Genomic DNA, 24,606 nt, shown 5'->3' on the forward strand with positions numbered 1-24,606 from the left:
GGAGAGAACATGGCCGTCACCATCTGCTACGAGAACGACTGCGACCCCAACGTCATCCGGGGCAAGAAGGTCGCCGTCCTGGGCTACGGTTCCCAGGGCCACGCCCACGCCCTCAACCTCATGGACTCCGGTGTGGATGTCCGCGTGGGCCTGCGCGAGGGTTCCTCCAGCGCCCAGGCCGCCGAGGAGGCCGGCCTCAAGGTCGTGCCCATGGACCAGGCCGTCAAAGAGGCCGATGTCGTCATGATCCTCACCCCCGACGAGACCCAGCCCGCGGTCTACGAGAGGTACGTGGCACCCAACCTCAAGCCCGGCGACACCCTGGCCTTCGCCCACGGCTTCAACATCCACTACGGCTACATCAAGGCCCCCGAGGACGTGAACGTCATCATGTGCGCCCCCAAGGGCCCCGGCCACATCGTGCGCCGCCAGTATACCGAGGGCTCCGGCGTGCCCGACCTCGCCTGCGTCTACCAGGACGCCACCGGCGACGCATGGGACATCGCCCTGTCCTACTGTTGGGGCGTGGGCGGCGCCCGCTCCGGCATCATCAAGTCCACCTTCAAGGACGAGACCGAGGAGGACCTCTTCGGCGAGCAGGCCGTGCTCTGCGGCGGCCTCGTGGAGCTCGTGAAGGCGGGCTTCGAGACCCTGACCGAGGCCGGATACCCGCCCGAGCTGGCGTACTTCGAGGTCTACCACGAGATGAAGATGATCGTGGACCTCATGTACGAGAGCGGCATCCACTTCATGAACTACTCCATCTCCAATACCGCGGAGTACGGCGAGTACTACGCCGGTCCCAAAGTGATCAACGAGGAGAGCCGCGCCGCCATGCGCCAGATCCTCGCCCGCATCCAGGACGGCTCCTTCGCCGAGGAGTTTGTGGCCGACTGCAACGACGGCCACCGCTGGCTGCTCGAGCAGCGCGAGGCCATCAACAGCCACCCCATCGAGGAGACCGGCGAGTCCATCCGCTCCATGTTCAGCTGGATCAAGAAGTAGGAGGTTGCGGCGGCCCTGGTGGCAGTGCTCGGACCCGGCGGCCAAGCACGATCCCCCTGCCGGTCGCGCTCCTTATCAAAGGAGCATTTTCCCGACAATATGCACCACAAGCGCCTGTACCGGCATTTTTATCCGGTATGGGCGCTTTTCCATTCACGATAAGAGATTGATAAGGAGCACGGGAGGTGCGGCTGTCCGGGTCGGGCACCATTGTTCGGTTCTCGACAAGGTGCCGTCTCGCCAGGCAACGCTTCGGCACGGTGAGTCCCTTCTTGACGAGAGACCAATGTGATATCACAATGACTTCAGTCAGCGGCCAGTGGGGCCGCGACCTCGAAAGGAGACCCTCCATGACCGTTGAGAAGAAGGCCACGGCCCTGTCTGGATGGCCGATGCTTGGCCCAGTGGCCCTCCTCGTCCTTGGCGACGCCGCCCTCTATGCCGTAGCCATTCCCGGCCTCGTCGAAGAGACCGAGTCCATAGTTCCCGTCTTTATGCTTGTCGGAGCCATCCTCCTCACCCTTGTCATTGCCGTGCTCGCCGGGGGATTCTTCACCGTGCAGCCCGGCCAGGCCCGGGTGTGCGTGCTGTTCGGCCATTACGTGGGCACGGTGCGCTCCGAGGGGTTCCATTGGGCCAACCCCTTCTACAGCCGCCGTCTCGACTCCAACATCTCGGCAGCAGAGGTGGTCAAGGTCGCTTCGGACGACGACAAAAGCGTCTCGTTGTCCGAAGGCCTCTCCACCAAGGTGAGCGTGCGCGCCCGCACCCTCAACGGCGAGCGCCTCAAGGTCAACGACAAGGTGGGCAACCCCATCGAGATCGCCGACGTCGTGGTGTGGCACGTGGAGGACACGGCCAAGGCCCTGTTCGACGTGGACGACTACCCCAGCTACGTGGCCATGCAGGCCGAGACGGCCCTGCGCCACGTGGCGAGCATCTACCCCTACGACCATGCGGGCGACTCCTCCGACTCCTCCGACGTCATCACCCTGCGCTCCAACGTCGAGGAGGTCTCGGCGGCCCTCCGCGAGGAGCTCTCCTGCCGTCTCGAGCCCGCGGGCGTGGTGGTGGACGACGCCAGGCTCACCCACCTGGCCTACGCCTCCGAGATCGCCCAGGCGATGCTGCGGCGCCAGCAGGCCGAGGCCGTCATCGCCGCCCGCCGCAAGATCGTGGAGGGCGCCGTGGGCATGGTGGAGATGGCCGTCAACGAGCTGGCCCGCGGAGGGGCGGTGGACCTCGACGACGAGCGCCGCGCCACCATGGCCTCCAACCTCATGGTGGTGCTCTGCGGTGACTCCGAGGCCCATCCCGTGGTCAACACCGGATCGCTCTACTGACACCCCATGGCCAGAAAGCAGTACCCCCTGCGCGTGGACCCGGAGGTGTGGGCGGCGGTCCAGAAGTGGGCCGACGACGAGATGCGCAGTGCGAACGGACAGGTGGAGTGGATCTTGCGCGACGCCCTGCGCCGCGCGGGACGGCTGCCGAAGGACCGCCCGGGCGACAGGCCCGACGGCGGCGCGGCCGAAGGGAGCTAGCCCGGACGGCCGGCCCGGTATGACAGGTTCTTTTCCTGCTCCTGAATAATTCCCAATCCCACTCTCCGCGGGGCTACCGTGGGGAGCCGGGCATGCCCCTCCGTTTGCAGGGGTGCCCGGCCGTGGCGCCGGAGGGCGGCGCAGCCCGATCAAGAAGGAAGGTGTTCCGTGTCCCAGCCGATTCTCGAAGTCCGTGACTTCACCAAGACCTACGGGGCCAAGGTGGCCGCGAACGGCTACTCCCTCGAGGTCGACTCCGGCCAGATCCTGGGCCTCGTGGGCCCCAACGGCGCCGGCAAGACCACGCTCATCTCCTCCGTCGTGGGCATCCAGGGCTTCGACGGCGGGTCCATCGCCGTCTGCGGCCACGACGTGGCGTCCGACCCCGTCGCCGCCAAGGCCGGCCTCGCCTTCGTCCCCGACACGCCCTCGGTCTACGGCTTCATGACCGGCATGGGGTACCTCGACTACGTCTGCGACGTCTTCGGGGTCCCCGCCCCGGAGCGGGCCGGACGCATCGGGGGGCTGGCCGACCGCCTGGCCATGGCCGACGCCCTGGGCTCCAAGGCCTCCTCCTACAGCCACGGCATGCAGCAGAAGCTGGTGCTCATGGGCGCCTTCGTCCACAGGCCGGCCCTCCTCGTCCTCGACGAGCCCTTCGTGGGCCTCGACCCGGTGGCGACCCGCACCCTCAGGGCCATGCTCCGCGAGCACGCCGACGGCGGCGGCGCCGTGCTCTTCTCGTCCCACGTGCTCGAGGTGGTGGAGCGGCTCTGCGACACCGTGGCCATCGTGCGCGGCGGCGCGGTGCGGGCCCAGGGCCCCATCGAGGCCGTGATGGGCGACGAGACCCTCGAGGACGTCTTCATGGACGTCATGGCCGACGGCGCGGGGGAGGGGCGATGAGGCTGTTTGCCCGGGTGGTGTCGGTGCAGCTCCGCTGCCTCGTCTCATCCGTCTCCCGGCAGGACCGGGGCTGCGGCGTCAGGGTGCTCGTGGGCCTGGCCTACGGGGTGCTGGCCGTGCTGCTGGCCACCTACTCGGCGTTTCTGGGCATGGGCCTGGAGATCATGGGCGCGGACGGGGCGGTGCCCGTCTTCTGCGTGGCGGTGGGCACCGTGGCGGGCGTGGCCTTCACCCTCTACAAGGCCTCGGGCCTGCTCTATGAGGCCGGCGACTACGGCCTCATGATGAGCTGGCCCATTCCCGAGCGCGTCCAGGTGGCCGCGCGGACCGCCTCCCTGGTCCTGGCCAACGTGGCCATGACCGCCCTCGTGGCCCTGCCCATGGGCATCGCCGCCATGGCCTTGGGCGCCTCTTTCGGGGTGGGCCCCACGGCGGTAAAGGTGCTGGCCCTCGTGGCCTGCGTGGCCCTTGCCTCCCTGCCCGGCACGGGGGTGGCGGTGCTCGTGGCCGCCGCCGTGACCATGGCCACGGCCCGTCTGACCCACGCCAAGGCGGTCTACACCGTCTTCATGGTGGCGCTCGCCCTGGTGTTCATGGTGGCCTACTTCGCTCTGGTGGGGTCGTCCCCCTCCATCTCGGGGGAGGGTGAGGTCCAGGCCGTGGCCGGGGTCCTGGCCGCTGCTACGGACGGCATCTGCGCCGCGTGGCCCCCGGCCGCCCTGCTCCGCTCCGCGTGGGTGTCCCCGGAGGCGGCGGGGGTGGTGCCCCTCGTGCTATTCTGCGCGGTCTGTGTGGCCGTGGGGGCCCTCTGTCTCGAGGTGGTGGCCCGCACCTACCGCCGCACCATGGCAGCCCTCGCCTCCGTGTCCGGCCCGCGGAGGGCCGCCCGGGTTGGGGCTGCCCGGAGCGCCTTCGCCGCCCTCTGCCGCAAGGAGGTGGGCCAGGTCTTCGACACCACGTCGGTGGTGGTCAACGACCTGCTCGGCCTCCTGCTGATGGTGGTGCTGGCCGGGGCCGTGGCCGCGGTGGGCCTCGAGGGCGTCATGGGCGCCCTCGACATCCCCGCCTCCTTCCATGGCGAGATGGGGCCTGTCATGGCGGCGGCTGTGCCGTGGGCCCTTGCGTTCTGCGCCTCCATGGCGCCGGTGCCGGCGGTCTCGGTCTCCCTCGAGGGGCGCTGCTCGTGGATCATGGAGACGCTGCCCGTGCCGGTGCCCGTTCTCATGGCGTCCAAGGTGGTCCCGTGGGCCGTCGCATGCCTGGGTGCCTCGGCGGTGTCGGCCGTGCTCGTGGCCGTGGCGGGGCTCCCTTGGACCGCCTCGGTCCTCAGCCTGGCGGTCCCCTGCGCCACGTTCTGGCTCACGGCTAACATCGGCCTGTTCCTCGACGGCCGCAGGCCCGACTTCCAGTGGACGAGCCCTGCGGCCCTGGCCAAACGGGGCCTGCCCATCACGGTCTCGGTGGTGGTGTCGATGGTGGCCTGCATCATCATGGCGGGCCTTGTGGTCGCCGGTCCCTTGCTTCTGGGGTGGCCCGACGGAGGGGCCGCCATGGCCAGCCTCGTCGTTGCGGCGGTCTTTGCGGTCGTGGGCTCCCTGCTCTTTTGGGCGTCGTGCCGTCGGCCGGTGCCCCGGGAGCGGTTGTAGCTGGATGGTTTTTCAGGCCCCGGTGTGCCCTCTGGTGCGCCGGGGCTTCTTTTATGCACCCTCGGGGTGTCTTGTGGATGAAAAACCGCCACCTGTGGTAAAGACCTCGACAACCATCGATGCATCATCTACGATTATTTGTTAGAAAGAGTCTGAAAGAGATTGGGGGTGCCATGGGTCGTTACCGTTCGGAGTGGAGTTCGACGCGTCGGCGTCACCCGTTTCTGGCGCGCCTGACGTCGCTGCGCTCGCGGGTGATCGCCCGCCTTTGGCGCCACGGCCTCCGCGATCGGTACTCCCATGCCCCGCTGAAATTCGGTCGCTCCCCATTTTAAGGATTATCGTCTTTTTTCTGCCCTCTAACCCTCGGTATGCATCCGGTGTCCCCTGTGGCGCGTCATGTCCGGCCGAGGCACCCGCCATAACCGGCCGTCCTGCCGCTCCCTCTGGCATGAGTGACGAGCCCGCCGCGCCGCCGTGACTCGGTCGGGAAGCCATTGGGGCCGATAAGCGCGCCACCGTGGCGCGTCGTCCGTGTCGCCGCGGCATGGAAAGGGGTCAGGAGGCGTGCGGCCCCTCGACCCCTTTGATCGACTGTTCAATAGGCGAAGTGACAGATGGGCCAGGCACCGCTGTCACGCGCGCCGGTGGCGGCTCAGTCCAGGGCCTCCAGGCCCAGCAGGGCCGCACCCAGGGCGCCGCAGAGCTGGGAGTCCTCGCTCGTGGTCACCGGCGCCCCCAGGGCCTCGCCGATGGCGGCCACAACGCCCTCGTTGTTGGCGACGCCGCCGGTCATGAGGTAGGGCGGCTCTGCCTTCACCCGCTTGGCCAGGCTGCGGATCTTGCTGGCGACCGACTGGTCGAGGCCGTGGATGATGTCGGGCACCGGCGTGTCGTCGGCCACGAGGGAGACCACCTCGCTCTCGGCGAACACGGTGCACATGGAGCTGATCTTCACGTCCTTCTTCCACTCGAGGCCCTGGCGGCAGAACTCGTCGAGGGGCAGCTCCATGGTGCGGGCCATCATCTCGAGGAACCGGCCCGTGCCGGCGGCGCACTTGTCGTTCATGACGAAGTTCACCACGCCGCCGTCACGGTCGAGCTTGATGACCTTGGAGTCCTGGCCACCGATGTCCACGATGGTCATGGCCTCGGGGGCCAGGGCATGGGCGCCCCGGGCATGGCAGGTGATCTCGGTGATGGAGGTGTCCATGTCGGGGATGGAGTCGCGGCCGTAGCCCGTGGCCACGGCGAGCGTCACCTGGTCGCGGGAGATGCCGGCCTTCTCGAGCACCTGATCGATGGCCTTGCGGGCGCTCTCGGTGGCCTTGGAGCCGGTGGGCAGGATGACGCTGGCCACCACGGTGCCCTCGCCGTCCACCACCACGGCGTCGGTCGAGGTGGACCCGGAGTCCACGCCCATCACGTACACGGGGCCGTTGCCGGCCGAGAACCTCATCTGGTCTGTCATACCCACCAACGTTTCGTCGAAGGCCTTGAGCCTGGTGCTGAGCTGGCCCGCGCTCTGACGCGTGCCGTCCGTCTCCACCTTGAGCATGGGGACGGGGGAGTCGGCCGAGACGGACAGGTACTCGAAGCCGTAGTAGTCGCAGAACTTCATCGTGTGGTACACGATGCCGCGCTGTCCCGCGGTGCCGATCTGCTCGGAGCGCCGCTCGACGTCGGCCATGCGCAGGCACGGCACCTGGTCGAGCAGGGCACCGGCGTACCACTGCACGAAGGAGTCCATGGGGTCGGGGCCGGGCGCCTGGGCGTCGCAGGCCTCGTGGCACGGGCGCTGCTGGGGCACGCGGCCCAGGCGGGCCGGGGGAGAGGCCACACGGCGGCCGCCGGTGCAGGTGAGGTTCTCCACCGGCACGTCGAAGGCCTCTGCGGCCGCCTCGAGGAGCGAGTCGGGCCCGTGGGCGCCCAGCAGGGTCACGCGGGCGTCCTGGCGCGCCACCGGCGGCTCGAACGACGCGAGGGCGCGACCCACGTCGAAGCTCGCGCCCGTGAAGCCCTCCCAGGCCGATGCCAGCCGGCGGAGCTCCGCCTCCAGGCGGTGCCGCTCGGCCGGGCCCGTGAGGTGCGGCAGGTCCACGAGGAACAGGAAGTCCAGGCACTGCTCGGCCTCGAGCACGTCGTAGATGCGGCGCATGACGTCGCAGCAGCTTGTGAGCACGAGGGCGCGGACGTCGTCGCGCAGGGCGTAGGAGATGAGCGACTTGCCGAACCCGCACAGGTTGGGGTGGGCGAGGCGGTCGGCCTCCTCGAAGCTGTCGGCCTCGTAGGTCACCGGCTCGCAGGCGGCCCCGTAGCCGGCGAGCAGCTCCACCGGGGCGTACTTGCAGGCGTAGTGGACCACGGGCGCCCGGTCGAGGGCGCGCGTGCGCACCGACTCGGGGGCCTCGTCACGGGCGCCCGGGGTGTCCACCGGCGTGGGGCGCGGCACGGCCGCGCGGCGCGGGCTCACGCCACCGTCCTTCTCGCGGGCGTGCCGTGGTCCCGGCGCTTGTGGAGCATCTCGAGGAACGCCCCCAGACGCGTGGCGGCCTGGCCGCCGGGGAACTTGCCGCGGTTGCAGCCGTCGCCGTCCAGGGACAGGCACGGGTAGCCGTCGGCCTCCAGGGTGCGGCGCATGAGCTGCGAGCAGCCCATGGTCTCCTTGCAGCCCCAGTGGCAGAACACCACGGCGCCGTCGGCCCCGGTGCGCTCGCAGAGCTCGCGCATGCGCTCCACGCGGCGAGACGCCGGGCCGTTGTAGGAGTTGCGGATGAGGCGCTCGGCCATGGCCAGGTAGGGCTCGTGGGCGCCGTCGTGGTGCCAGCCGTCGAGGCTGGGCTGGTCGAAGCACATGTCGCTGGCGATGACCTGCTGGTCGGTGTTCACGTCGATCAGCTTTTGGAGCGGCACCGAGAAGAACGGCGCCGTGGCGCTCCACACGAGGTCGATGCCGTCGTAGGGCTCGGCCGCCGCGAGGTCGGCCGCCAGGGCGTCCACCATGTCCTCGGCCACCTCGGTGCCCAGCATGGTGTGGAGCACGAGGGCGTACTGCATCTCGAGGCCCATATTGTTGCGGACGAACCGCCCGCGGCGGAGCGGGAGCGTGCCCACGAGGGTGTCGAGCGTGCGCTGGGAGCGGGCCACGCGGGCGCGGAGCTCGTCGCCGTCCACCGATCCGCCGTAGACCTCGCAGAGCCGGGCCTCGAGGTCGCGGAGCTGGTCGGCCACGTAGGCGCAGCCCTCCTCGGTGTACTCGGCCGGCACGTCGATGTAGCTCTGGGGGCAGCCGTAGCGGTCCGCGAGGAGCCGAAACGACAGGTTGTTGGCGTCGCAGGCCACCGAGCAGTTGGCGATGAGGCGCGGGGGCGCCAGCACGCCGGCGAGGGCGCCGCCGAGCAGTACCTTGTGGAAGGAACAGTAGGTCTCGGGGATGCCGCTCTTCTCGGCACTCTCGATGAACGCGCTCTCGGCGTGGGCCCCCGCCACGAAGTTCGCGGCCGCCTCGGCGATGAGGGGGTAGAGGCCCAGGCACTGGAAGATCTCGTTGGGCATGAAGATCGAGGTGAGCACCACGCGGTCGGGGTGCTCGAGGGCGCAGGTCACCGAGTCCAGCGCATGGCGTGCGGCCATGCGCGAGGACCTGGGGGCCCAGCGGTCGGGCAGGAAGCGCGTCTGGGCGCGCTTGACCTGGAACGCCTTGAGGAGCCAGAACCCGGTGATGTCGGGCCGCTCCTCCATGACGTCGTCGATGGCGGCGGCCCAGGCGTCCAGGATCTTGATCCCGAGCTTCTGGTCGTCGCTCTTGGTGGTTTGAGCCATGGTCCTCCTTGGTACGCGGCCTCAGACGAGGCGCGACACCTCGAGCTCGGCCGTGGATGCCGCTATGATGTCCGCGCCTCCGATGACGCAGACGCCGCCCGTCTCGCCCACCTGGGCCACGGCGGCGCCGAGGGCGCGCACCGTGTCGACCGACGAGTCGAGCACCTCCTGCCTGACCTGGGCGCGCCACGCGGGCCCGCGGCCCGAGATGCGCAGCTTGTCCTCGCGCCGCATGGCGGCACGGGGCTTCACCGGCGCGTCGAGGCCCGCCACCGTGGAGATGACGAAGCCCTCCAGGTCGGAGGCGGCGGGGTCCCACCCGGAAAGCCACGCGCCCGCGCCGGCATATGCGGCGAGGGTCGGGTCCACCGCAGGGTCGCGGTAGGAGTAGAACCCCATCACCGAGGCCGGCGTCCCGCTGAAGCCGGCCCCGTAGGCGCCGCCCAGGACGCGCACCTCGTTCCAGAGGTACCCATAACTAAGGGCCCGGGACGCGACGAGCCAGGAGCCGTTATAGGCAACCGGGTCCCGGGGCAGCGTGAGGCCGGCGGCGGCGCGGCCCACGAAGCACACGTTGGCAGGGATGGTGAACGCCTCGCGGGCGGGCTCGGGCTCGGGGACCTCCAGCTGGGTCTTGGTGGCATGGCCGTCGTTCATGAGGCCGAGGTCGCCCGCCGCCTCCCAGTAGCGCTCCACGTCGCCGGGGGCGCCGGCGAACGAGGTCTCCAGCCCGTCGCCCTTGAAGATGCGGCCCTGGAGGTTGCGGAGCACCTCGCAGAGCGACGCGGCGCGGCGGTCGAAGGAGTCGAGCAGCGACACGAGGAACCGGTAGAAGCCGATGCCCGAGACGGCGTCGGCCACGAGGGCCCCGCGGGAGTAGTAGCTGCGGCAGCGGGCGAGCGCGGCGCTGTGGCCGGAGCCGATGAAGCCCTGCTCCATGGCCACACGGCGCTGGGTGAGGATGGCGCGGATGCGCTCGGTGTCCTTGAAGAGCGTCTCGAGGCACACCTCCATGGGCAGGCTCGCGAGGCCGTCGACCTTCTCGGAGAGGGAGGCCGCGCCCACCACGAACCTGGGCCGCGCCACGCCCAGGGGGTCGTCGGCGTCGCCGTAGGTCTCGATGAAGGTGGAGAAGTCGCCCAGGGTCGACTCGAGCAGGCAGTCGAGCTCGGCCGCCGTGTGGCGCCGGGTGTCGAGCTTGCCGAGCAGGCAGGCGAGCACCTGGGCGTAGGGGAGCTCGGGCCACGCGAGGCGCTCGAGGTCGAAGTACGCATAGGTGTAGTCGATGCGGTGCGTGTCGAGGTCGTACACATGGCAGGGGTAGGGCGCCTCGACCTCGCGGGAGGTCACGGGCGCCGGGGCCTCGGCGATGTCCGCTAGCGTGAGGTGGGGCAGCTTGGCGACGTCGGCGGGGTCGTCGGGGCGCTGCTGCTCCTCCTTGAGGGCCCGGGCCTCCTCCATGACGTCCTCGAGCCACGCGGTGTCCATGGCCTCCTTGATGCGGGCCAGGTGCTCGGCCTCGCGGGCCGTGCCGGTGCCCTCCTGGGGCTCCACGCACACGAGGGCGCTGTGGGGGTTCTCCACCACGGCCTCGCGCAGCAGGCGGTCGAAGATGCCGAGGCCCATGGAGTCGCCGAGGTCGCGGCAGGCGTCCTCGTAGCGCACGTAGGAGAGCGGGTCGTCCTCGTCGTAGAGCCAGCTGCCCATGGCGCACACGGCCAGGGCCACGCCGTCCGGGTAGCCGAAGTCGCCCTCGCGCAGGTTGAACTCTGCCTGGGCCAGGGAGGCCTGGAGGCGGTCGCAGGGCACCCCGGCGTCGGCCAGCTCGGCGCAGGCACCCTCCACGAGGGCGCGGAGCCTCTCGGCGACGCCGGGCTTGGCGCCCTTGAGCTCGAAGACGACCATGGGCTGTGCCATGCCGTCCACCACGAACGCGCAGGCGTCGTCGCCCAGGTCGGCGTCGATGATGCGGCGCATGAGCGGGGCCTCGTTGGAGCCCATGAGGGTGTCGAGCAGGATGTCGGCGGCCAGCACGCGCTCGCGGTCGGCCCATGTGCCGATCACGTAGCCCAGGCCCACGCAGCGGTTGTCGGGGGCGGTGGCCAGCGGCACCTCGAGGGGCGCGGGCGACACGGGCCCTTGCATCGCGAGCTCGTTGGGGCCCTCCTCGCCGCGCACCTCGGCGGCCGAGAAGCGCTCGTCGAGGAAGGCGAGCTCACGGTCGATGTCGATGTCGCCGTAGAGCACGGTGTGGGAGTTGTCGAGGCGGTAGTGGCGCCGGTGGGCGTCCACGAACTCCTCGTAGCAGAGGTCGGGGATGGCCTCGGGGTTGCCGCCCGACTCGTGGCGGTAGCAGGTGTCGGGGAAGAGCTGGCGCTTGAGCTCCATGAACAGCACGTCCTCGGGGTCCGAGAGCGCGCCCTTCATCTCGTTGAACACGACGCCGTTGATGGTGAGCGGCGCGTCGGGCGACTCCAGCTCGTAGTGCCAGCCCTCCTGCTCGAAGATGCGGGGGCGGCGGTAGATGTTAGGGTCGAGCACGGCGTCCAGGTAGACGTCCATGAGGTTCTCGAGGTCGGCCACGTTGGTGGAGGCCACCGGGTACATGGTCTTGTCCGGGAAGGTCATGGCGTTGAGAAACGTCTGCATGGAGCTCTTGAGCAGGTTGACGAAGGGCTCCTTCACCGGGTACTTGGCCGAGCCGTCGAGTACGGAGTGCTCGAGGATGTGGAAGACGCCCGTGTCGTCCGCGGGCGGCGTCTTGAAGGCGATGGAGAAGGCGCGGTTCTCGTCCGCGTTGGCGAGCCACAGGAGCCGGGCCCCGGTGGCGCGGTGGGTGAGGACGTAGGCCCAGCCGTCGACCTCGGGCACCTCCTCGGCGCTCACGACCTCGAAGCCGGCGTGCACCTCGCCCGGGGCGAGCTCGTCTGCGTGGGTGGTCTTGGGGTCCATGGGTCCTCCTCGGGGTTCGCGGTATCTAGGAGACTATAGCCCTACGGGGTGCGCCCCCGAGCGAGGGGCGGCCGGTGATGTGCCTGTTCAGCTGGTGAGGAACACCATGACGAGGATGGCCGCGAAGCCCGCGAGCTCCGCCGGGACGAAGGCCGTACCGGTGAGCAGCACGCTGGCCACGGTGGCCGTGACCGGCTCGACGGTGCCGAGGAGGTTGGCCTTGTAGGCACCGAGGTTCTTGACGCCCTGGAAGAACAGGCCGTAGGCGAGGACCGTGCCGGCCACCACGGTGAAGGCGAGGAGGCCCCAGCCGCCCGCGTCGAAGGCGGGCATGCTCTCCCAGGGCCGCACGGCGACGCACAGCGAGCCGCCCACGATCACCATCTCCATGCCCACGATGGCCATGGAGCCGTACTCGGCCAGGAGGCGGCGGGACAGCACGGCCACGACGGCCGCGCCCGTGGCGCAGCCGATGCCGAACGCCAGGCCGGCGGGCGAGATGTGGAGCGCCCCGAGGTCGCCGTGGGTGGCCACGAGGTACACGCCGGCCAGGGCCAGGACGAGGCCGGCGAGCTCCCGGCGGCGCGGCGCGCGGCGGGTGCGCAGGCACACGTAGACCAGCACCATGGGGATGGAGAGCGACTGCAGGATGGTGGCCGTGCCGGAGTCCGTGAGGTCCACGGCGTAGAGGTAGCAGCAGGAGTTGAGGAACATCCCCAGGAGGGCCGAGGCCAGGAGCTGGAGCACGTCGCGGCGGCGGCGCGCGAGGTCGCTCACCACGCGGGGGTTGCGTACGAGGGCCATGGCCAGGAGCAGCACGCCGGCGAGCACCTGGCGCACGCAGACGAGCCAGAGGGGCTCGATGCCCCAGGCGCCCATGAGGATCTTGGAGCAGGTGCCCGAGAGGCCCCAGAGCATGCCACCCACGAGGGTGCAGGCCACGCCCGTGGCCGCGACGGAGCGCGGGGAGGGCGCGTCCGGACCCGTCTCGCCGAGGGGCTCGCCCGGGACGGCCCGGACCTCGTCGCCGTTCTCTGCGAGTGCGGGCTGGGTGTCTTGGGCCACAGGTCCCCCTTCGGTTTCGGTCTGGTTACGCAAGGAGCGATTGTACCCCCGGCGTGGTCCTGGAGAAACTGGGGGACAGACACCGCGCCGCCACCGCGGCGAGGAAAAAGGCCGGCACCCGGTGGGGGTGCCGGCCTCGGATGCCGGTGGTGTGTGCCGCAGGGCGCCCCTCCGGGCGCTAGATGCGCTCCATCTCGGCCAGGGTGGCGCTGTACCAGTGGTCCGCGTTGGGCGGGCAGTACTTGCGGGCGGCCTCCATGGAGATGGTGGGGCCGTAGATGCGGGCGAGGCCGGCCACGTGGTCGCGGATGGCCTCCTCCCAGCTGCCCCAGCTGGAGCTGCCCCAGCCCCAGGCGTTGTGGGGCTTGAAGCAGTAGAGGCCCTTGGAGCTCTCCGTGTTGGAGATGGCGGGCGACCAGCGCGGGTCCACGCCGTAGTCCCAGGCGGCGTCGGCGAAGGTCTTGCCCTGGCCGCCGAGGGGCGAGCCTGCGAGGTAAGCGTCGATGCGCGGGGCCCAGTGGCCCACGAAGGCCTGCTTGTCCTGGCTCCAGTCGACGGAGCTGGGCGTGGCCTGGGAGGGGGCGGCGAGCTGGGCCTCCTGGCCGGCCTGGGCCTGGGCGGCGGCCACGGCGGCGGCAGCCTCCTCGGTCTCGCGGCGGGCCTTCTCCTCGGCCTGGCGCTGGGCCTCCTCGCGGGCGGCCTTGGCCTCCTGGAGCGCGGTCTCGGCCTCCTCCTTCTGCTCCTCGGCCTCGGAGAGCTTCTGCTCGAGCTCGCTCTGGTTGCGGTCGAGCTCGTCCTGGAGGTCGGCCAGGCGCTGCACCTGGTCGACGTTGTGGTCCTCCACGGCGTTGAGGTAGGTGATGGTGGCGAGGAGCTCGTTGAAGTCGTTGGACGAGAGCACGAGGCCGAGCAGGCCCGGGCTGTCCTGGTGCATCTTGTAGCTGGCGTTGATGGCGGCCGAGGCCTTCTCGCGCTGGCCGGGGAGCTGTGCCTCGACCTCGTCGATGCGCTTCTGGTTCTCCGCCGCCTGCTGCTCGAGCTCGGCGGCCTTGGCGGTGGCCTCGTCGAACGCGGCGCCGGACGACTCGATGCGCTCCTGGAGCTCCGAAAGGTCGGCCTCGGGGGCGTCGGCGTCGGCGAGGGCGCTGCAGGGCACGAGTGCGCCCGCAAGAAGCAGCGCGAGGGCCGTGCCGAGAAGGCGCGACGCGATCGAAGGTCTCTCCATGCCACACTCCTCCGGTTGGGGACAGGGGCTCGCGGCGCAGGGCCGGCGAGGGGCGCCTCCCAAGGTGCGGGCCGGCGCGGGGCGGGCGACGCCCGCAGGGCCCGGGGGTGTCCCGGGTTATGCAACCATACACTCATCCAGAAAGGTCCATGAACTCCGCATATGCCTTAACCGGCGGGAATTGCATAAACATCAAACGATATGCCGCACGATGGAAAAACGGGGCATCGTTTTTGCGCCCCGCTTCCACCGGTCCCTACCAAACGGTGCTCGCGTTTTTGCATGGGGCCCCGGCGCCGCCCGCGGGAGGGGCGGCGCCGGGGCCCGGTTATCGCGGCCTCTCGGGCAGCGGCGGGGTCGTGCCGGCGACGGGCCGGGGCCCGTCTCGGGACCTACTTGACCACGAGCACGTCGCAGTCGCTCTCGCGCACCAGGAAGGTGGAGATGGAGCCGAGGAGCGCGTACTTGATGTTGGAGAGCCCACGGGCGCCGCAGACCACGATGTCGGGGTGCACGGCGTCGAGCATCTTGTCCTTGAGGGTCTCGCGCACGCGGCCCAGCTCCACCACGACCTCGTACTCCTCCAGCCCGCCGTGGGCCTGGGCCTCCTCGAGCACCGGCGTCACGGACTCCTTGAACGCGGCCGTGCGCTTCTCGACGTAGCCGTCATGGGGCTCGCCGGCGGCCTCGAGGGCCGAGGTGTCCACCACGTGGCCCACCACGAGCCTGGCGCCGTTGTTTACGGCGACGGTGATGGCGCGCTCGAGCACGACCCCCTGCTGGTCGGAGCCGTCGAGCGAGACGAAGACCAGCTTGTAACCCATATCCTTGTACGAAACCATGACCCTCCTTATCGGCCCTCGGGCCGAGCGATGGCGCCGGCTGGCGACGCGTCCGACGGACAAAATACTACGCTGCCTGAAAGCCCTTGCGCACGGGGCCGTTGAGAGAAACGGTGAAAAGGCTAGTGCATGCCAACCGAGGGTCCATCATGGATAGGCCCGGAACCGGTTGCCCGTGGACGAGCCTGTGGGCGCCAACGATGGTTAAGGAGTGAGCGTGGACATCGTCGAGTTGCTCAAGGCGGCACTGTTCGGCCTGGTGGAGGGGGTCACAGAGTGGCTGCCCATCTCCTCCACGGGGCACATGCTGCTCCTCGACCAGTTTGTGTCGCTGGACGTCTCCGAGGACTTCTGGAACATGTTCCTCGTGGTCATCCAGCTGGGGGCCATCCTGGCTGTATGCGTGCTGTACTTCCGGCAGCTGAACCCCTTCGCCCCGTCCAAGACGCCCGAGGAGCGCCGCGGCACGTGGTCGCTCTGGGCCAAGATCGTGGTGGCCTGCATCCCGGCGGCCGTGGTGGGCATCCCGCTGGACGACTGGATGGAGGAGCACCTCTCCGGCCCCTTCGTCATCGCCGCCGCCCTCATCGTCTACGGTGTGGCCTTCATCGCCATCGAGCACGTGCGCGAGGGCCGCGCCATGGCCCGGGCCGCGGAGCTTGCCGACGCCCCCCATCCCAGGCACCTCAAGGTGCAGGAGGAGGCCGTGCTGCCCCAGGCCACCAAGGCCGAGCTCGCGGACGCCGACCAGCCCGTGCAGACCATCGAGGAGCTCGACATGGGGCGGGCCGTGGGCATCGGCTGCTTCCAGATCCTGTCGCTCGTGCCCGGCACGTCGCGCTCCGGCTCCACCATCATCGGCGGCCTGCTTCTGGGCTGCACCCGCACCGTGGCGGCCGAGTTCACGTTCTACCTGGCCATCCCCGTGATGTTCGGCGCCTCCGTGTTGCGCCTGGCCAAGTACTTCCTGGCCGGCAACGCCCTCACGGCCGCCGAGGGGTCGGTGCTGGCCGTGGGCTGCATCGTGGCCTTCGTGGTGTCGATCCTGGCCATCCGGTTCCTCATGGACTTCGTGCGCAGGCACGACTTCCAGGCGTTCGGCTGGTACCGCATCGTCCTGGGCGCGCTGGTCATCCTGTACTTCCTCGTGGTGAGGTAGGGGAGCGTTCCGGTTGCGAGGCCCCGTCGCGGATGCGCCCGCGGCGGGGCCTTCTTCGTGGGGAGGGGGCGCGGATGCGCGACAGGGGCGCCGCGAACGGCCTCGAGTGCGCGGCCGTTGCGCCGCGAGTGGCAGTGGATGCGCGACAGGGGCGCGAACGGCCTCCGATGCGCGACGTGCACGCTGCGAACGGCATCGAGTGCGCGACGGTGGCGTGAACGGCCCCCGATGCGCGGCCGAACTGCCGTGAGCGGCCTCGAGTGCGTGAAACGGGCCGAGAATCGCGCACTGGAGGCCGTTCGTGGCGATGAAATCGCGCACTGGAGGGCTTTCGCGTTTTCATCGCGCATCGGAGGCCCTTCGCGGCGGCCCCGGCACGGACCCGGGGTTGACGGTCTCGGGATCGACGACCCTTCCTACCGGTCGAGGTAAATCGAGCTGATGATCAAGGCGCCATGGGGGTCGGTGTCGTTCCATGAGTAGATGGCGACGTGGCTGCCGACGGTCATCCCTTGGCCGTCCGGCGATTCGGTGGCGCTGCGGGGAGGGGAGAAGGTGAAGGTGAGCGTGTCTCCGTCGTCCGTCGTCACGGTCAGCGAATCGTCGTCGATCTCGGCAATCGTCCCGAGGTAAAGCGTGCGCACCGCGGTGCCGGTCACCAGGCCCTTCTGGTCGGCTGGGTCCGCCGGGGGTGGGTCTGTTCGCTGTGTTTGACCGTGGTCTTCGAAAACTGGCATTGATTTTCTTTCGGTATGATGGCTTATTTCAGAAGGATCACTTGATACCAGTGCTATCAGAATAAAAACAATGGATCCCCCTATCAGGATCAGGAGGACCCCTTGTTGTTTGGTTATTTGACTGGCCATGACGTATCACCGTGTAGTCGGTCATAGCTTCGCATGCCATGGCGTGACCCGACCTATTATAAGTGCTCGAGTCTAATGCGAGGAGCCGGTGTGTGCCCCGCGTCCCTTTTCGGCTTCGTTGCAACCGTCCCGGCCCCGGCCCCCATGGCCTACCCTAGGCAAAACGCCGCCGTGCCCGGAGGAGCCGCAATGACCGCAGACCGCACCGTAGCCCAGATCTTCCGCGATTTCAGGCAGCCCGTCTCGTTCGAGATCTTCCCGCCCAAGGGGGAGCTCTCCGCCGAGGAGGCCCGCTCCCTGGCCGCCGACCTCGCGCCCCTCGACCCCGCGTTCGTCTCGGTGACCTACTCCGCCGGCGGCTCCGGCAACGCCGGCCCCACCGTGGAGGTCGCCTCCATGATCCAGCGTGACCACGGCATCCCCACGGTGGCCCACCTCACCTGCCAGGGGCTCACCCGCGCCGCTCTGGCCGAGAAGTGCGCCCAGATGCGCGCCGCCGGCATCCGCAACGTGCTCGCCCTGCGCGGCGACCCGCGGCCCGATGTGGGGCCCGGGGACTTCGAGCACGCCAGCGACATGATCCCCTTCCTGGTGGATGAGGGCTTCTGCGTGGGGGCGGCCGCCTACCCCGAGGGGCACATCTCGTGCCTGGACCCTGAGGTGGACGTGGCCTACCTCCGCGCCAAGCAGGACGCCGGCGCGAGCTTCCTCCTCACCCAGCTCTGCTTTGACAACGAGGCCTGCTGCCGCTTCCGCGAGCGCTGCGACAAGGCGGGCGTCACGGTGCCCGTCTCCTTCGGCATCATGCCGTTCATGTCCAAGTCCCAGGTGAGCCGCATGGTCTTCATGTGCGCGGCCAGCATGCCCGCGGCCGTGGTCAAGCTCCTGGCCCGCTATGAGGACGACCCCGAGGCCCTGCGCGCGGCCGGCGTGGAGTACGCCTGCGACCAGCTGGCCGACCTCGCGGCCCACGGCGTGGACGGCCTGCACGTCTACACCATGAACCGCCCCGGGGTGGCCGCCGCCTGCGCCGCCGCCGCGCGCGGCGAGGGCCGATGAGCGCCGCCTGCGCCGCCGCCACAGGCATCCTGGCGGGCGCGGGGTCGTTCTCGCCCGATCGCTCGGAGGTGCTCCGCTACTTGGGGCACAGGGGGCAGGAGCTGGGCCCCGAGCTGGAGGGGCGCCTCTCGGCCGTCATGGCCCGCGCCGCCGCCGAGGTGCGCCCCCGTTGGGTGTGGCGCGCATGCCCCGTGGCGCCGGGCCCCGAGGGGTTCGTCGTGGGCGGCACGGGCCTGGTGCTGCCCGGCCGCTCCATGGAGGTGCTGCTCGGGGACGCCCGGGCCGTGGCGCTCCTGGCCGTGACGTGCGGGCCCGGACCCGACGCCGTGGCCGTCCGCGACGCCTCCCGCGACCCGGTGGGGGCGCTCGTCTACGACGCCTGCGCCATCGACCTCGTGGAGCAGGGCGCCGACGCCTGCAACGACGCCGTGGACGCCTGGGCCGCGGCCCGGGGCCTCGTGCCCACGCGCCGCTACAGCCCCGGCTACGGGGACCTGCCGCTCTCGGTGCAGCCCGCCTTGCTCGACGCCCTGGATGCAGGCCGGCGCCTGGGCGTCACGCTGACCGAGAGCCTGCTGATGGTGCCGATGAAGTCCGTGACGGCCGTGGTGGGGATCGGGCCCGCCTGACCCGCCACGCGCCCACCGAGGAGGGTGACCCCATGACCGACGAGAAGCCCGCCGACCTGCTCGGCGCCGCCCTGGCCCGCGAGGCCTTCCTGCTCTTCGATGGCGGCCTGGGCACCATGCTCCAGGCCCGGGGCATGGCCCCCGGCGCCGTGCCCGAGCTGCTGGTGCTCTCGGACCCCGACCTCGTGGCCGGCGTGCACCGCGCCTACGTGGAGGCCGGCGCCGACGTGGTCACGGCCTGCACCTTCGGCGCCAACGCCGCCAAGCTGGCCGGGCGCGCCACCGTGGCCGAGGTCTTCTCGGCGGCCGTGGCCCTGGCCCGCGGCGCCGGCGCGCGCTACGTGGCGGCCGACATGGGGCCCACGGGCGCCCTGCTCGAGCCCCTGGGGCCCATGACGCTGGACGAGTGCGAGGCGCTCTACCGCGAGCAGGCCGAGGCCGTGGCCGCCACCGACGCCGACCTCGTGGTCATCGAGACCATGGGCGACCTCCTGGAGGCCAAGTGCGCGCTCCGGGTGTGCCGCGAGGTCCTGGACATCCCGGTGGTCGTGACCATGACCTTTGGTGAGGACGGTCTCACGTTCCTGGGCACGCCGCCCGACGTGGCCGCGGCCACGCTGTCCGCCGCCGGGGCCGCCGCGGTGGGTGTCAACTGCTCCCTGGGGCCCGACCGCCTGGTGCCTGTGGTGGAGGCCATGGCCCGGGTGTCGCGCGTGCCCGTGGTGTGCCAGGCCAACGCCGGCCTGCCCCACATGGAGGGGGACCGCACGGTATTCTCCGTGGGGCCCGAGGAGTACGTGGCCGCCGCCGCCGACCTCGTGGCCGCCGGCGCCACCGTCCTGGGCGGCTGCTGCGGCACCACCGGTAGCCACATCGCCGGGCTCCGGCGCCTCCTGGACGGGGCCGAGCTGCCGGCGCCCGCCTACGTGCCGGCCTTCACCGTGGCGAGCGCCCGCCGGCTCGTGGGGCTGCCGGTGGGCGGGCACCGGGTGGCCGTGGTGGGCGAGCGGATCAACCCCACGGGCAAGCGCCGTCTCAAGGAGGCGCTGCGCGCCGGCGACCTCGACTACCTGGTGGCCGAGGCCCTCGACCAGCGCGACGCCGGCGCCGACCTCCTCGACGTCAACTGCGGCCTGCCCGAGCTGGACGAGCCCGCCGTGCTCGCCGCTGCCGTGGGCGCCGTGCAGGCAGCCTGCGACCTGCCGCTGCAGGTGGACTCCACCGACCCGGCGGCCCTCGACGCCGCCTGCCGCGCCTACGCCGGCAAGCCGCTCATCAACTCCGTCAACGGCTCCGAGGAGTCCCTGGCCGCCGTGCTGCCCGTGGCCGCCCGCCACGGCGCCGCCGTCGTGGGCCTCACGCTGGACGAGGACGGCATTCCGTCCACGGCCGGGGAGCGCGCGGCCATCGCGCGGCGCATTGTTGCCCGGGCCGAGGAGGCCGGCATCGCCCCGGAGGACGTCTCCATAGACTGCCTGGCCATGGCCGCCTCCACCGACCAGGGTGGCGTGGCCCAGATCCTCGAGGCCCTGCGCCTCGTGCGCGCGTCCCTGCCGGTGCAGACCATGCTCGGCGTCTCCAACATATCGTTCGGCCTGCCCCTGCGGCCGCTCGTGAACGCGACGTTCCTGGCCGAGGCCCTCTCGGCAGGCCTCACCATGCCGATCATGAACCCGCTGGACACCCGCAGCGCCGACGTCGTGGCCGTGCACCGGGTGCTCGACGGCGAGGACGGCGGCGCCCGGGCCTACATCGAGGGCTGCGCCGGCCGCACCGACGCCGCGGCGGCCACGGCGCCCGGGCCGGCCACGGCTGTCGGCGGGGCGGGGGAGGGGGCGCCCGCCACCGACGAGGACCTGGCCCGGCAGCTGATCCTCTCGGGCCGAAAGGGCCCCATGGGAGAGGTCGTCCGCCGCCTGCTGGGGAGCCGCGACGCCCTGGACCTCATCGACTCCGTGCTCATCCCCGCGCTGGACGAGGTGGGTGAGCGCTTCGAGGCGGGCACCATGTTCCTGCCGCAGCTCATGGCCTCGGCCGAGGCCGCCGGCGCGGGCTTCGACGTCATCAGGGCCGCCATGCCCGAGGGCTCCTCGGGCGGCAAGGGCGGCGTGATTCTCGCCACGGTGAGGGGCGACATCCACGACATCGGCAAGAACATCGTGAGGATGCTGCTGGAGAACTACGGCTACGACGTCGTTGACCTGGGCCGCGACGTGCCCCCGGAGGCCGTGCTCGCCGCCGTGGAGGAGACCGGCATCCGCGTGGTGGGCCTCTCGGCGCTCATGACCACCACGGTCAAGGCCATGGCCGAGACCGTCGAGCTCCTGCGCGAGAGGGCCCCGGGCACCTTCGTCTTCGTGGGCGGCGCCGTGCTCAACCCCGAGTACGCCGAGATGGTGGGCGCCGACGCCTACGCCAAGGACGCGGCGGAGAGCGCGCGGATCCTCTCGGAGGTCTACGCGTAGCGGCCCTCCCCATCGAAGGCCGTCCCACCGAACCGCCGCCCCGCCCTCCCGGCGTCGTACCGGCCGGGCCCGCCCTCCCGGCCGGTACCCGTCGCCGACGCGCCGCCCGCCACTGCTAGACTGGAGGGCCGCACCGCACCCAGCCGCGCCCGGAGGGACCCCATGCAAGAAAGCGCCATCGACATCGACTCGCTCAACGACGCCCAGCGCGAGGCGGTCCTCACCTGCGAGGGCCCGCTCCTCGTGCTCGCCGGCGCCGGCTCGGGCAAGACCCGCGTGCTCACGCACCGCATCGCGCACATGGTGGCCGACCTCGGCGTGGCCCCCTGGCAGGTCCTGGCCATCACGTTCACCAACAAGGCCGCCGCGGAGATGCGCGAGCGCCTGGGCGCCCTGCTCCCCGGGGGCACACGCGGCATGTGGGTGTGCACGTTCCACGCCATGGCCGTGCGCATCCTGCGCGACGACGCCGAGCTCCTGGGCTACCGTCCCAACTTCACCATCTACGACGACGACGACTCCAAGCGCCTGGTCAAGGCCATCATGGCCGACCTCGACATCGACACCAAGCAGTTTCCCGTCAACATGGTCCGTTCCAAGATCAGTGCCGCCAAGAACGCCATGGTGGACGCCGACGAGATGGCCGCCCAGGCGGCCGACCCCGCCACCCAGAAGGCGGCCCGGGTCTACGCCGAGCTCCAGCGCCGCCTCATGGTGGCCAACGCCATGGACTTCGACGACCTGCTCGTGAACACGCTCCTCCTGTTCGAGAGGCACCCCGAGGTGCTGGCCCGCTACCAGCGGCGCTTCGTCCAGATCTCGGTGGACGAGTACCAGGACACCAACCATGTGCAGTACCTCATCACCAAGAGGCTGGCCGAGCTCCACCGCAACCTCATGGTGGTGGGCGACGACGACCAGTCCATCTACTCTTGGCGCGGCGCCGACATCCAGAACATCCTGGACTTCGAGAAGGACTACCCCGACGCCCGCGTGGTGAAGCTGCAGCAGAACTACCGTTCCACGGGCCACATCCTGGCCGCGGCCAACGCCGTGGTGGCCAACAACTCCCACCGAAAGCCCAAGCGCCTGTTCACCGACGAGGGCGACGGCGAGCCCATCTCGGCCTACCAGGCCGCCGACGAGCGCGACGAGGGCCGCTGGGTGGCTGCCGAGATCGAGCGCCTGCACGCCGCCGGCACCCCCTACGACGACATGGCGGTCTTCTACCGCACCAACGCCCAGAGCCGCATCCTCGAGGACATGTTCCTGCGTGCCGGCGTGCCCTACAAGATCGTGGGCGGCACGCGCTTCTTCGACCGCGCCGAGATCCGCGACGTCATGGCCTACCTCAAGCTCGTGCTCAACCCGGCCGACGACGTCTCGGCCCGCCGCGTGGTCAACGTGCCCCGCCGCGGCATCGGTGCCACCTCCCAGGACAAGATAGCCGCCTACGCCGCGACCCACGGCACCCCGTTCTTCTCGGCCGCCCAGGCCTGCGTGGCCGAGGCCGGGCTCCTCTCGCCCAAGGTGCGCAACGCCCTGGCGGCCTGGACGAGCGCTGTGGAGGAGGCCCGCCACTACGAGGGCGAGCTCTCCCGCGTGGTGGAGCTCATCGTGGAGCGCTCCGGGCTCGTGGCCGCCCTCGAGGCCGAGCGCACGCCCGAGGCCGAGGGACGAATCGAGAACATCCGCGAGTTCCTGCTCATCGCCCAGGAGTTCGACGAGAGCCACGACGACGTGGTCTCGGCCCTGGAGTCGCTGGCGGAGCTCCGCGAGGCCGGCGTGGCCGGTGCCGAGGCCGCCGACGACCCCGGCGCCGTACCCGCCCCGCAGCCCGTGGACGACGACGGCCAGGGCGCCCTGTTCGCCGCGCCGGACGAGGGCGCCGCGCCCGCGGCCGACGGCGGCTTCGGCGCCGTGGCCTCCTCCCAGCTGCCCGCCTTCATGGAGTGGCTGGCCCTCCGCAGCGACCTCGACAGCCTCTCGGGCCAGACGAGCGCCATCACGATGATGACCATCCACTCCGCCAAGGGCCTGGAGTTCCCCGTGGTGTTCGTCTGCGGCATGGAGGAGGGGCTGTTCCCCAACCTGACGCACGACTCCGACCCGGCCCGCCTGGAGGAGGAGCGCCGCCTGGCCTACGTGGCCATCACCCGGGCCCGCAAGCGCCTCTACCTCACCTATGCCGCCACGCGGCGCACCTGGGGCGCCACCCAGGCCAACCCCCGCAGCCGCTTCGTGAACGAGATCCCCGAGAGCCACATCAAGGTGACCGGCGTGGGTTCGGCGGGCTTCTCGGGCACCGGCTGGGAGAAGCGCGGCGACCGCCGCGGCACCTTCGGCTCCGGCACGGGCTCCTCGGTGTACGGGGGCTCGGTCTTTGGCAACCAGACGCGCTCCTCGGGCACGGCCCGGCCGGCTCCGGTGCGCAAGGATCCCCGCAAAGCCGCCGAGAGCTTCGAGCCGGGCGACCGCGTGCACCACAAGACGTTCGGCTCCGGCACCGTGGTGGCGGTGAAGGGCGACACCCTCGAGGTGCGCTTCGCCAAGAGCGGCCAGACCAAGAAGCTCATGAAGGGCTTCGCCCCCATCGTCAAGGTGCAGTGACATGGGTGTCGGGACGATGACGGCCGACGTGGCGACGTTCTTCAAGAGCGACCTCGGCGTGCTGGTGGGCAAGGTCATCCTCGTGGCGGTGATGGCGGTCGTCGCCCGGTGCGTGGAGCGCGTGCTCACCCGCATGACCCGGGAGGGCCTGGAGAAGGCCGACGTCCCCAACGCGTCGATCTTCGTCAACGTCGTGCGCGGGACGGTATGGATCATCGCGCTGCTCATGATCCTGCAGCCGGTCTTCGGCGTCGCCCCCAACGCCCTCATCACGTCCCTCGGCGCCGCCTCCATCGCCGTCTCCCTGGGCCTTCAGACCACCATCTCCAACCTGGTGGGCGGCCTCACGCTCATGGTCACCAAGACCATCAAGCCGGGCGACTACATCACCGTCAACGGCATCACCGGCCAGGTGACCGACGTCAGTTGGCGCGACACCACGGTGCGCGACCGTCTGGGCAACGCCGTGGTGGTGCCAAACTCCCAGCTCAACTCGTCGGCCATCACCAAGATCGCGGTGCGCCAGGCCAACATGACCAGCCTTGACGTCACCCTCAAGGCCGGGTGCGACGTGGCCGACGCCTGTGCCAAGATCCGGGAGGCCGCCGACAAGGCCCTCGGCCGCACCGCCGACCCGGCGAGCGCCACCCGGGTGGTGTGCACCGCCACGGGCAGCGACGGCACCAAGGTGAGCGTCTACTTCGACGTCGACCCGTCGGTGACCTTCCAGGCCGCCACCGACGCCGTGGTCCGTGCCCTCGAAGGGGCGAGCTACCTGGCCTGACCCCTCCCCCAACCCCGCAGCGGCGTC

General features: G+C 70.5%; 18 protein-coding genes. 11 read left to right on the forward strand and 7 right to left on the reverse strand.

Features of this window, described 5'->3' with window-relative positions:
• Positions 1-9 precede the first annotated feature (9 nt).
• The 5 genes from ilvC (at position 10) to OR600_RS01420 (ending at position 5,101) form a co-directional block, all read left to right on the forward strand.
• The gene (gene ilvC / locus OR600_RS01400; RefSeq protein ID WP_135978945.1) at positions 10-1,005 is read left to right on the forward strand and encodes a ketol-acid reductoisomerase; all 996 of its coding nucleotides are present in this window, start codon (positions 10-12) and stop codon (positions 1,003-1,005) included.
• A 350-nt stretch (positions 1,006-1,355) separates the two neighbouring features.
• Positions 1,356-2,348 (forward strand): SPFH domain-containing protein, encoded by a 993-nt coding sequence (locus tag OR600_RS01405; RefSeq protein WP_135978946.1) that lies wholly within the window; start codon positions 1,356-1,358, stop codon positions 2,346-2,348.
• Positions 2,349-2,354: 6 nt separating this feature from the next.
• Positions 2,355-2,549, forward strand: a complete 195-nt coding sequence (locus OR600_RS01410; RefSeq protein ID WP_135978947.1) for a type II toxin-antitoxin system antitoxin — start codon at positions 2,355-2,357, stop codon at positions 2,547-2,549.
• Positions 2,550-2,717: 168 nt separating this feature from the next.
• Complete coding sequence (locus tag OR600_RS01415) at positions 2,718-3,455, forward strand: ABC transporter ATP-binding protein (RefSeq protein ID WP_204407748.1); 738 nt, start codon at positions 2,718-2,720, stop codon at positions 3,453-3,455.
• Positions 3,452-5,101, forward strand: a complete 1,650-nt coding sequence (locus OR600_RS01420) for a hypothetical protein (RefSeq protein WP_265590502.1) — start codon at positions 3,452-3,454, stop codon at positions 5,099-5,101. Before OR600_RS01415 ends, OR600_RS01420 begins: the two co-directional genes overlap by 4 nt.
• Before the next feature lie 655 nt (positions 5,102-5,756).
• On the opposite strand, the gene OR600_RS01425 is transcribed toward OR600_RS01420, so the two are convergent.
• The 6 genes from OR600_RS01425 to OR600_RS01450 all read right to left on the reverse strand — a co-directional run bounded on the left by OR600_RS01425 (position 5,757) and on the right by OR600_RS01450 (position 15,007).
• On the reverse strand, positions 5,757-7,574 hold the full coding sequence (locus tag OR600_RS01425; protein ID WP_265590503.1) for an acyl-CoA dehydratase activase: 1,818 nt from the start codon (positions 7,572-7,574) through the stop codon (positions 5,757-5,759).
• Positions 7,571-8,923 carry a 2-hydroxyacyl-CoA dehydratase subunit D gene (locus tag OR600_RS01430; RefSeq protein WP_265590504.1) on the reverse strand — a complete coding sequence of 451 codons (1,353 nt, stop codon included), beginning with the start codon at positions 8,921-8,923 and terminating at the stop codon, positions 7,571-7,573. Before OR600_RS01430 ends, OR600_RS01425 begins: the two co-directional genes overlap by 4 nt.
• Before the next feature lie 21 nt (positions 8,924-8,944).
• Complete coding sequence (locus OR600_RS01435; protein ID WP_265590506.1) at positions 8,945-11,875, reverse strand: insulinase family protein; 2,931 nt, start codon at positions 11,873-11,875, stop codon at positions 8,945-8,947.
• 87 nt (positions 11,876-11,962) lie between these two features.
• A complete protein-coding gene (locus OR600_RS01440) occupies positions 11,963-12,940 on the reverse strand; it encodes a DMT family transporter (protein ID WP_135978214.1) in 978 nt (325 codons plus the stop codon).
• Between the two features lie 178 nt (positions 12,941-13,118).
• Positions 13,119-14,165, reverse strand: a complete 1,047-nt coding sequence (locus OR600_RS01445; protein WP_265590508.1) for a coiled-coil domain-containing protein — start codon at positions 14,163-14,165, stop codon at positions 13,119-13,121.
• Between the two features lie 392 nt (positions 14,166-14,557).
• Positions 14,558-15,007: a universal stress protein gene (locus OR600_RS01450; RefSeq protein ID WP_135978212.1), complete on the reverse strand. Its 450-nt coding sequence runs from the start codon at positions 15,005-15,007 to the stop codon at positions 14,558-14,560.
• Between the two features lie 217 nt (positions 15,008-15,224).
• Here OR600_RS01450 and OR600_RS01455 point away from each other — a divergent pair, with 217 nt between their 5' ends.
• A complete protein-coding gene (locus tag OR600_RS01455; RefSeq protein ID WP_135978211.1) occupies positions 15,225-16,166 on the forward strand; it encodes an undecaprenyl-diphosphate phosphatase in 942 nt (313 codons plus the stop codon).
• Positions 16,167-16,582: 416 nt separating this feature from the next.
• Here the strand turns inward: OR600_RS01455 and OR600_RS01460 are convergent, their stop codons facing one another.
• Positions 16,583-17,032 carry a hypothetical protein gene (locus OR600_RS01460; protein WP_168354041.1) on the reverse strand — a complete coding sequence of 150 codons (450 nt, stop codon included), beginning with the start codon at positions 17,030-17,032 and terminating at the stop codon, positions 16,583-16,585.
• A gap of 189 nt (positions 17,033-17,221) precedes the next feature.
• On the opposite strand from OR600_RS01460, the gene OR600_RS01465 reads away from it, so the two are divergent.
• From OR600_RS01465 to OR600_RS01485, 5 genes are all read left to right on the forward strand, one after another.
• On the forward strand, positions 17,222-18,091 hold the full coding sequence (locus OR600_RS01465) for a methylenetetrahydrofolate reductase (protein WP_135978209.1): 870 nt from the start codon (positions 17,222-17,224) through the stop codon (positions 18,089-18,091).
• Complete coding sequence (locus OR600_RS01470) at positions 18,088-18,720, forward strand: vitamin B12 dependent-methionine synthase activation domain-containing protein (RefSeq protein ID WP_204408126.1); 633 nt, start codon at positions 18,088-18,090, stop codon at positions 18,718-18,720. Before OR600_RS01465 ends, OR600_RS01470 begins: the two co-directional genes overlap by 4 nt.
• A 32-nt stretch (positions 18,721-18,752) precedes the next feature.
• On the forward strand, positions 18,753-21,185 hold the full coding sequence (locus OR600_RS01475) for a homocysteine S-methyltransferase family protein (RefSeq protein WP_135978207.1): 2,433 nt from the start codon (positions 18,753-18,755) through the stop codon (positions 21,183-21,185).
• A 162-nt stretch (positions 21,186-21,347) separates the two neighbouring features.
• Positions 21,348-23,795 (forward strand): ATP-dependent helicase, encoded by a 2,448-nt coding sequence (locus tag OR600_RS01480; RefSeq protein WP_265590510.1) that lies wholly within the window; start codon positions 21,348-21,350, stop codon positions 23,793-23,795.
• A 1-nt stretch (position 23,796) separates the two neighbouring features.
• Positions 23,797-24,579: a mechanosensitive ion channel family protein gene (locus OR600_RS01485; protein WP_135978205.1), complete on the forward strand. Its 783-nt coding sequence runs from the start codon at positions 23,797-23,799 to the stop codon at positions 24,577-24,579.
• The last annotated feature ends 27 nt before the right edge of the window (positions 24,580-24,606 follow it).

Origin of the sequence: Granulimonas faecalis (assembly GCF_022834715.1) — a bacterium.
GTDB lineage: Bacteria > Actinomycetota > Coriobacteriia > Coriobacteriales > Atopobiaceae > Granulimonas > Granulimonas faecalis.

Bases quoted from the DNA above. Each gene is read 5' to 3' on its own strand.
- OR600_RS01445 (WP_265590508.1), bottom strand. From the start codon at position 14,165: ATGGAGAGACCTTCGATCGCGTCGCGCCTTCTCGGCACGGCCCTCGCG.
- ilvC (WP_135978945.1), top strand. From the start codon at position 10: ATGGCCGTCACCATCTGCTACGAGAACGACTGCGACCCCAACGTCATC.
- OR600_RS01420 (WP_265590502.1), top strand. From the start codon at position 3,452: ATGAGGCTGTTTGCCCGGGTGGTGTCGGTGCAGCTCCGCTGCCTCGTC.
- OR600_RS01470 (WP_204408126.1), top strand. From the start codon at position 18,088: ATGAGCGCCGCCTGCGCCGCCGCCACAGGCATCCTGGCGGGCGCGGGG.
- OR600_RS01430 (WP_265590504.1), bottom strand. From the start codon at position 8,923: ATGGCTCAAACCACCAAGAGCGACGACCAGAAGCTCGGGATCAAGATC.
- OR600_RS01460 (WP_168354041.1), bottom strand. From the start codon at position 17,032: ATGGCCAGTCAAATAACCAAACAACAAGGGGTCCTCCTGATCCTGATA.
- OR600_RS01480 (WP_265590510.1), top strand. From the start codon at position 21,348: ATGCAAGAAAGCGCCATCGACATCGACTCGCTCAACGACGCCCAGCGC.
- OR600_RS01410 (WP_135978947.1), top strand. From the start codon at position 2,355: ATGGCCAGAAAGCAGTACCCCCTGCGCGTGGACCCGGAGGTGTGGGCG.
- OR600_RS01465 (WP_135978209.1), top strand. From the start codon at position 17,222: ATGACCGCAGACCGCACCGTAGCCCAGATCTTCCGCGATTTCAGGCAG.
- OR600_RS01405 (WP_135978946.1), top strand. From the start codon at position 1,356: ATGACCGTTGAGAAGAAGGCCACGGCCCTGTCTGGATGGCCGATGCTT.
- OR600_RS01475 (WP_135978207.1), top strand. From the start codon at position 18,753: ATGACCGACGAGAAGCCCGCCGACCTGCTCGGCGCCGCCCTGGCCCGC.
- OR600_RS01435 (WP_265590506.1), bottom strand. From the start codon at position 11,875: ATGGACCCCAAGACCACCCACGCAGACGAGCTCGCCCCGGGCGAGGTG.
- OR600_RS01450 (WP_135978212.1), bottom strand. From the start codon at position 15,007: ATGGTTTCGTACAAGGATATGGGTTACAAGCTGGTCTTCGTCTCGCTC.
- OR600_RS01485 (WP_135978205.1), top strand. From the start codon at position 23,797: ATGGGTGTCGGGACGATGACGGCCGACGTGGCGACGTTCTTCAAGAGC.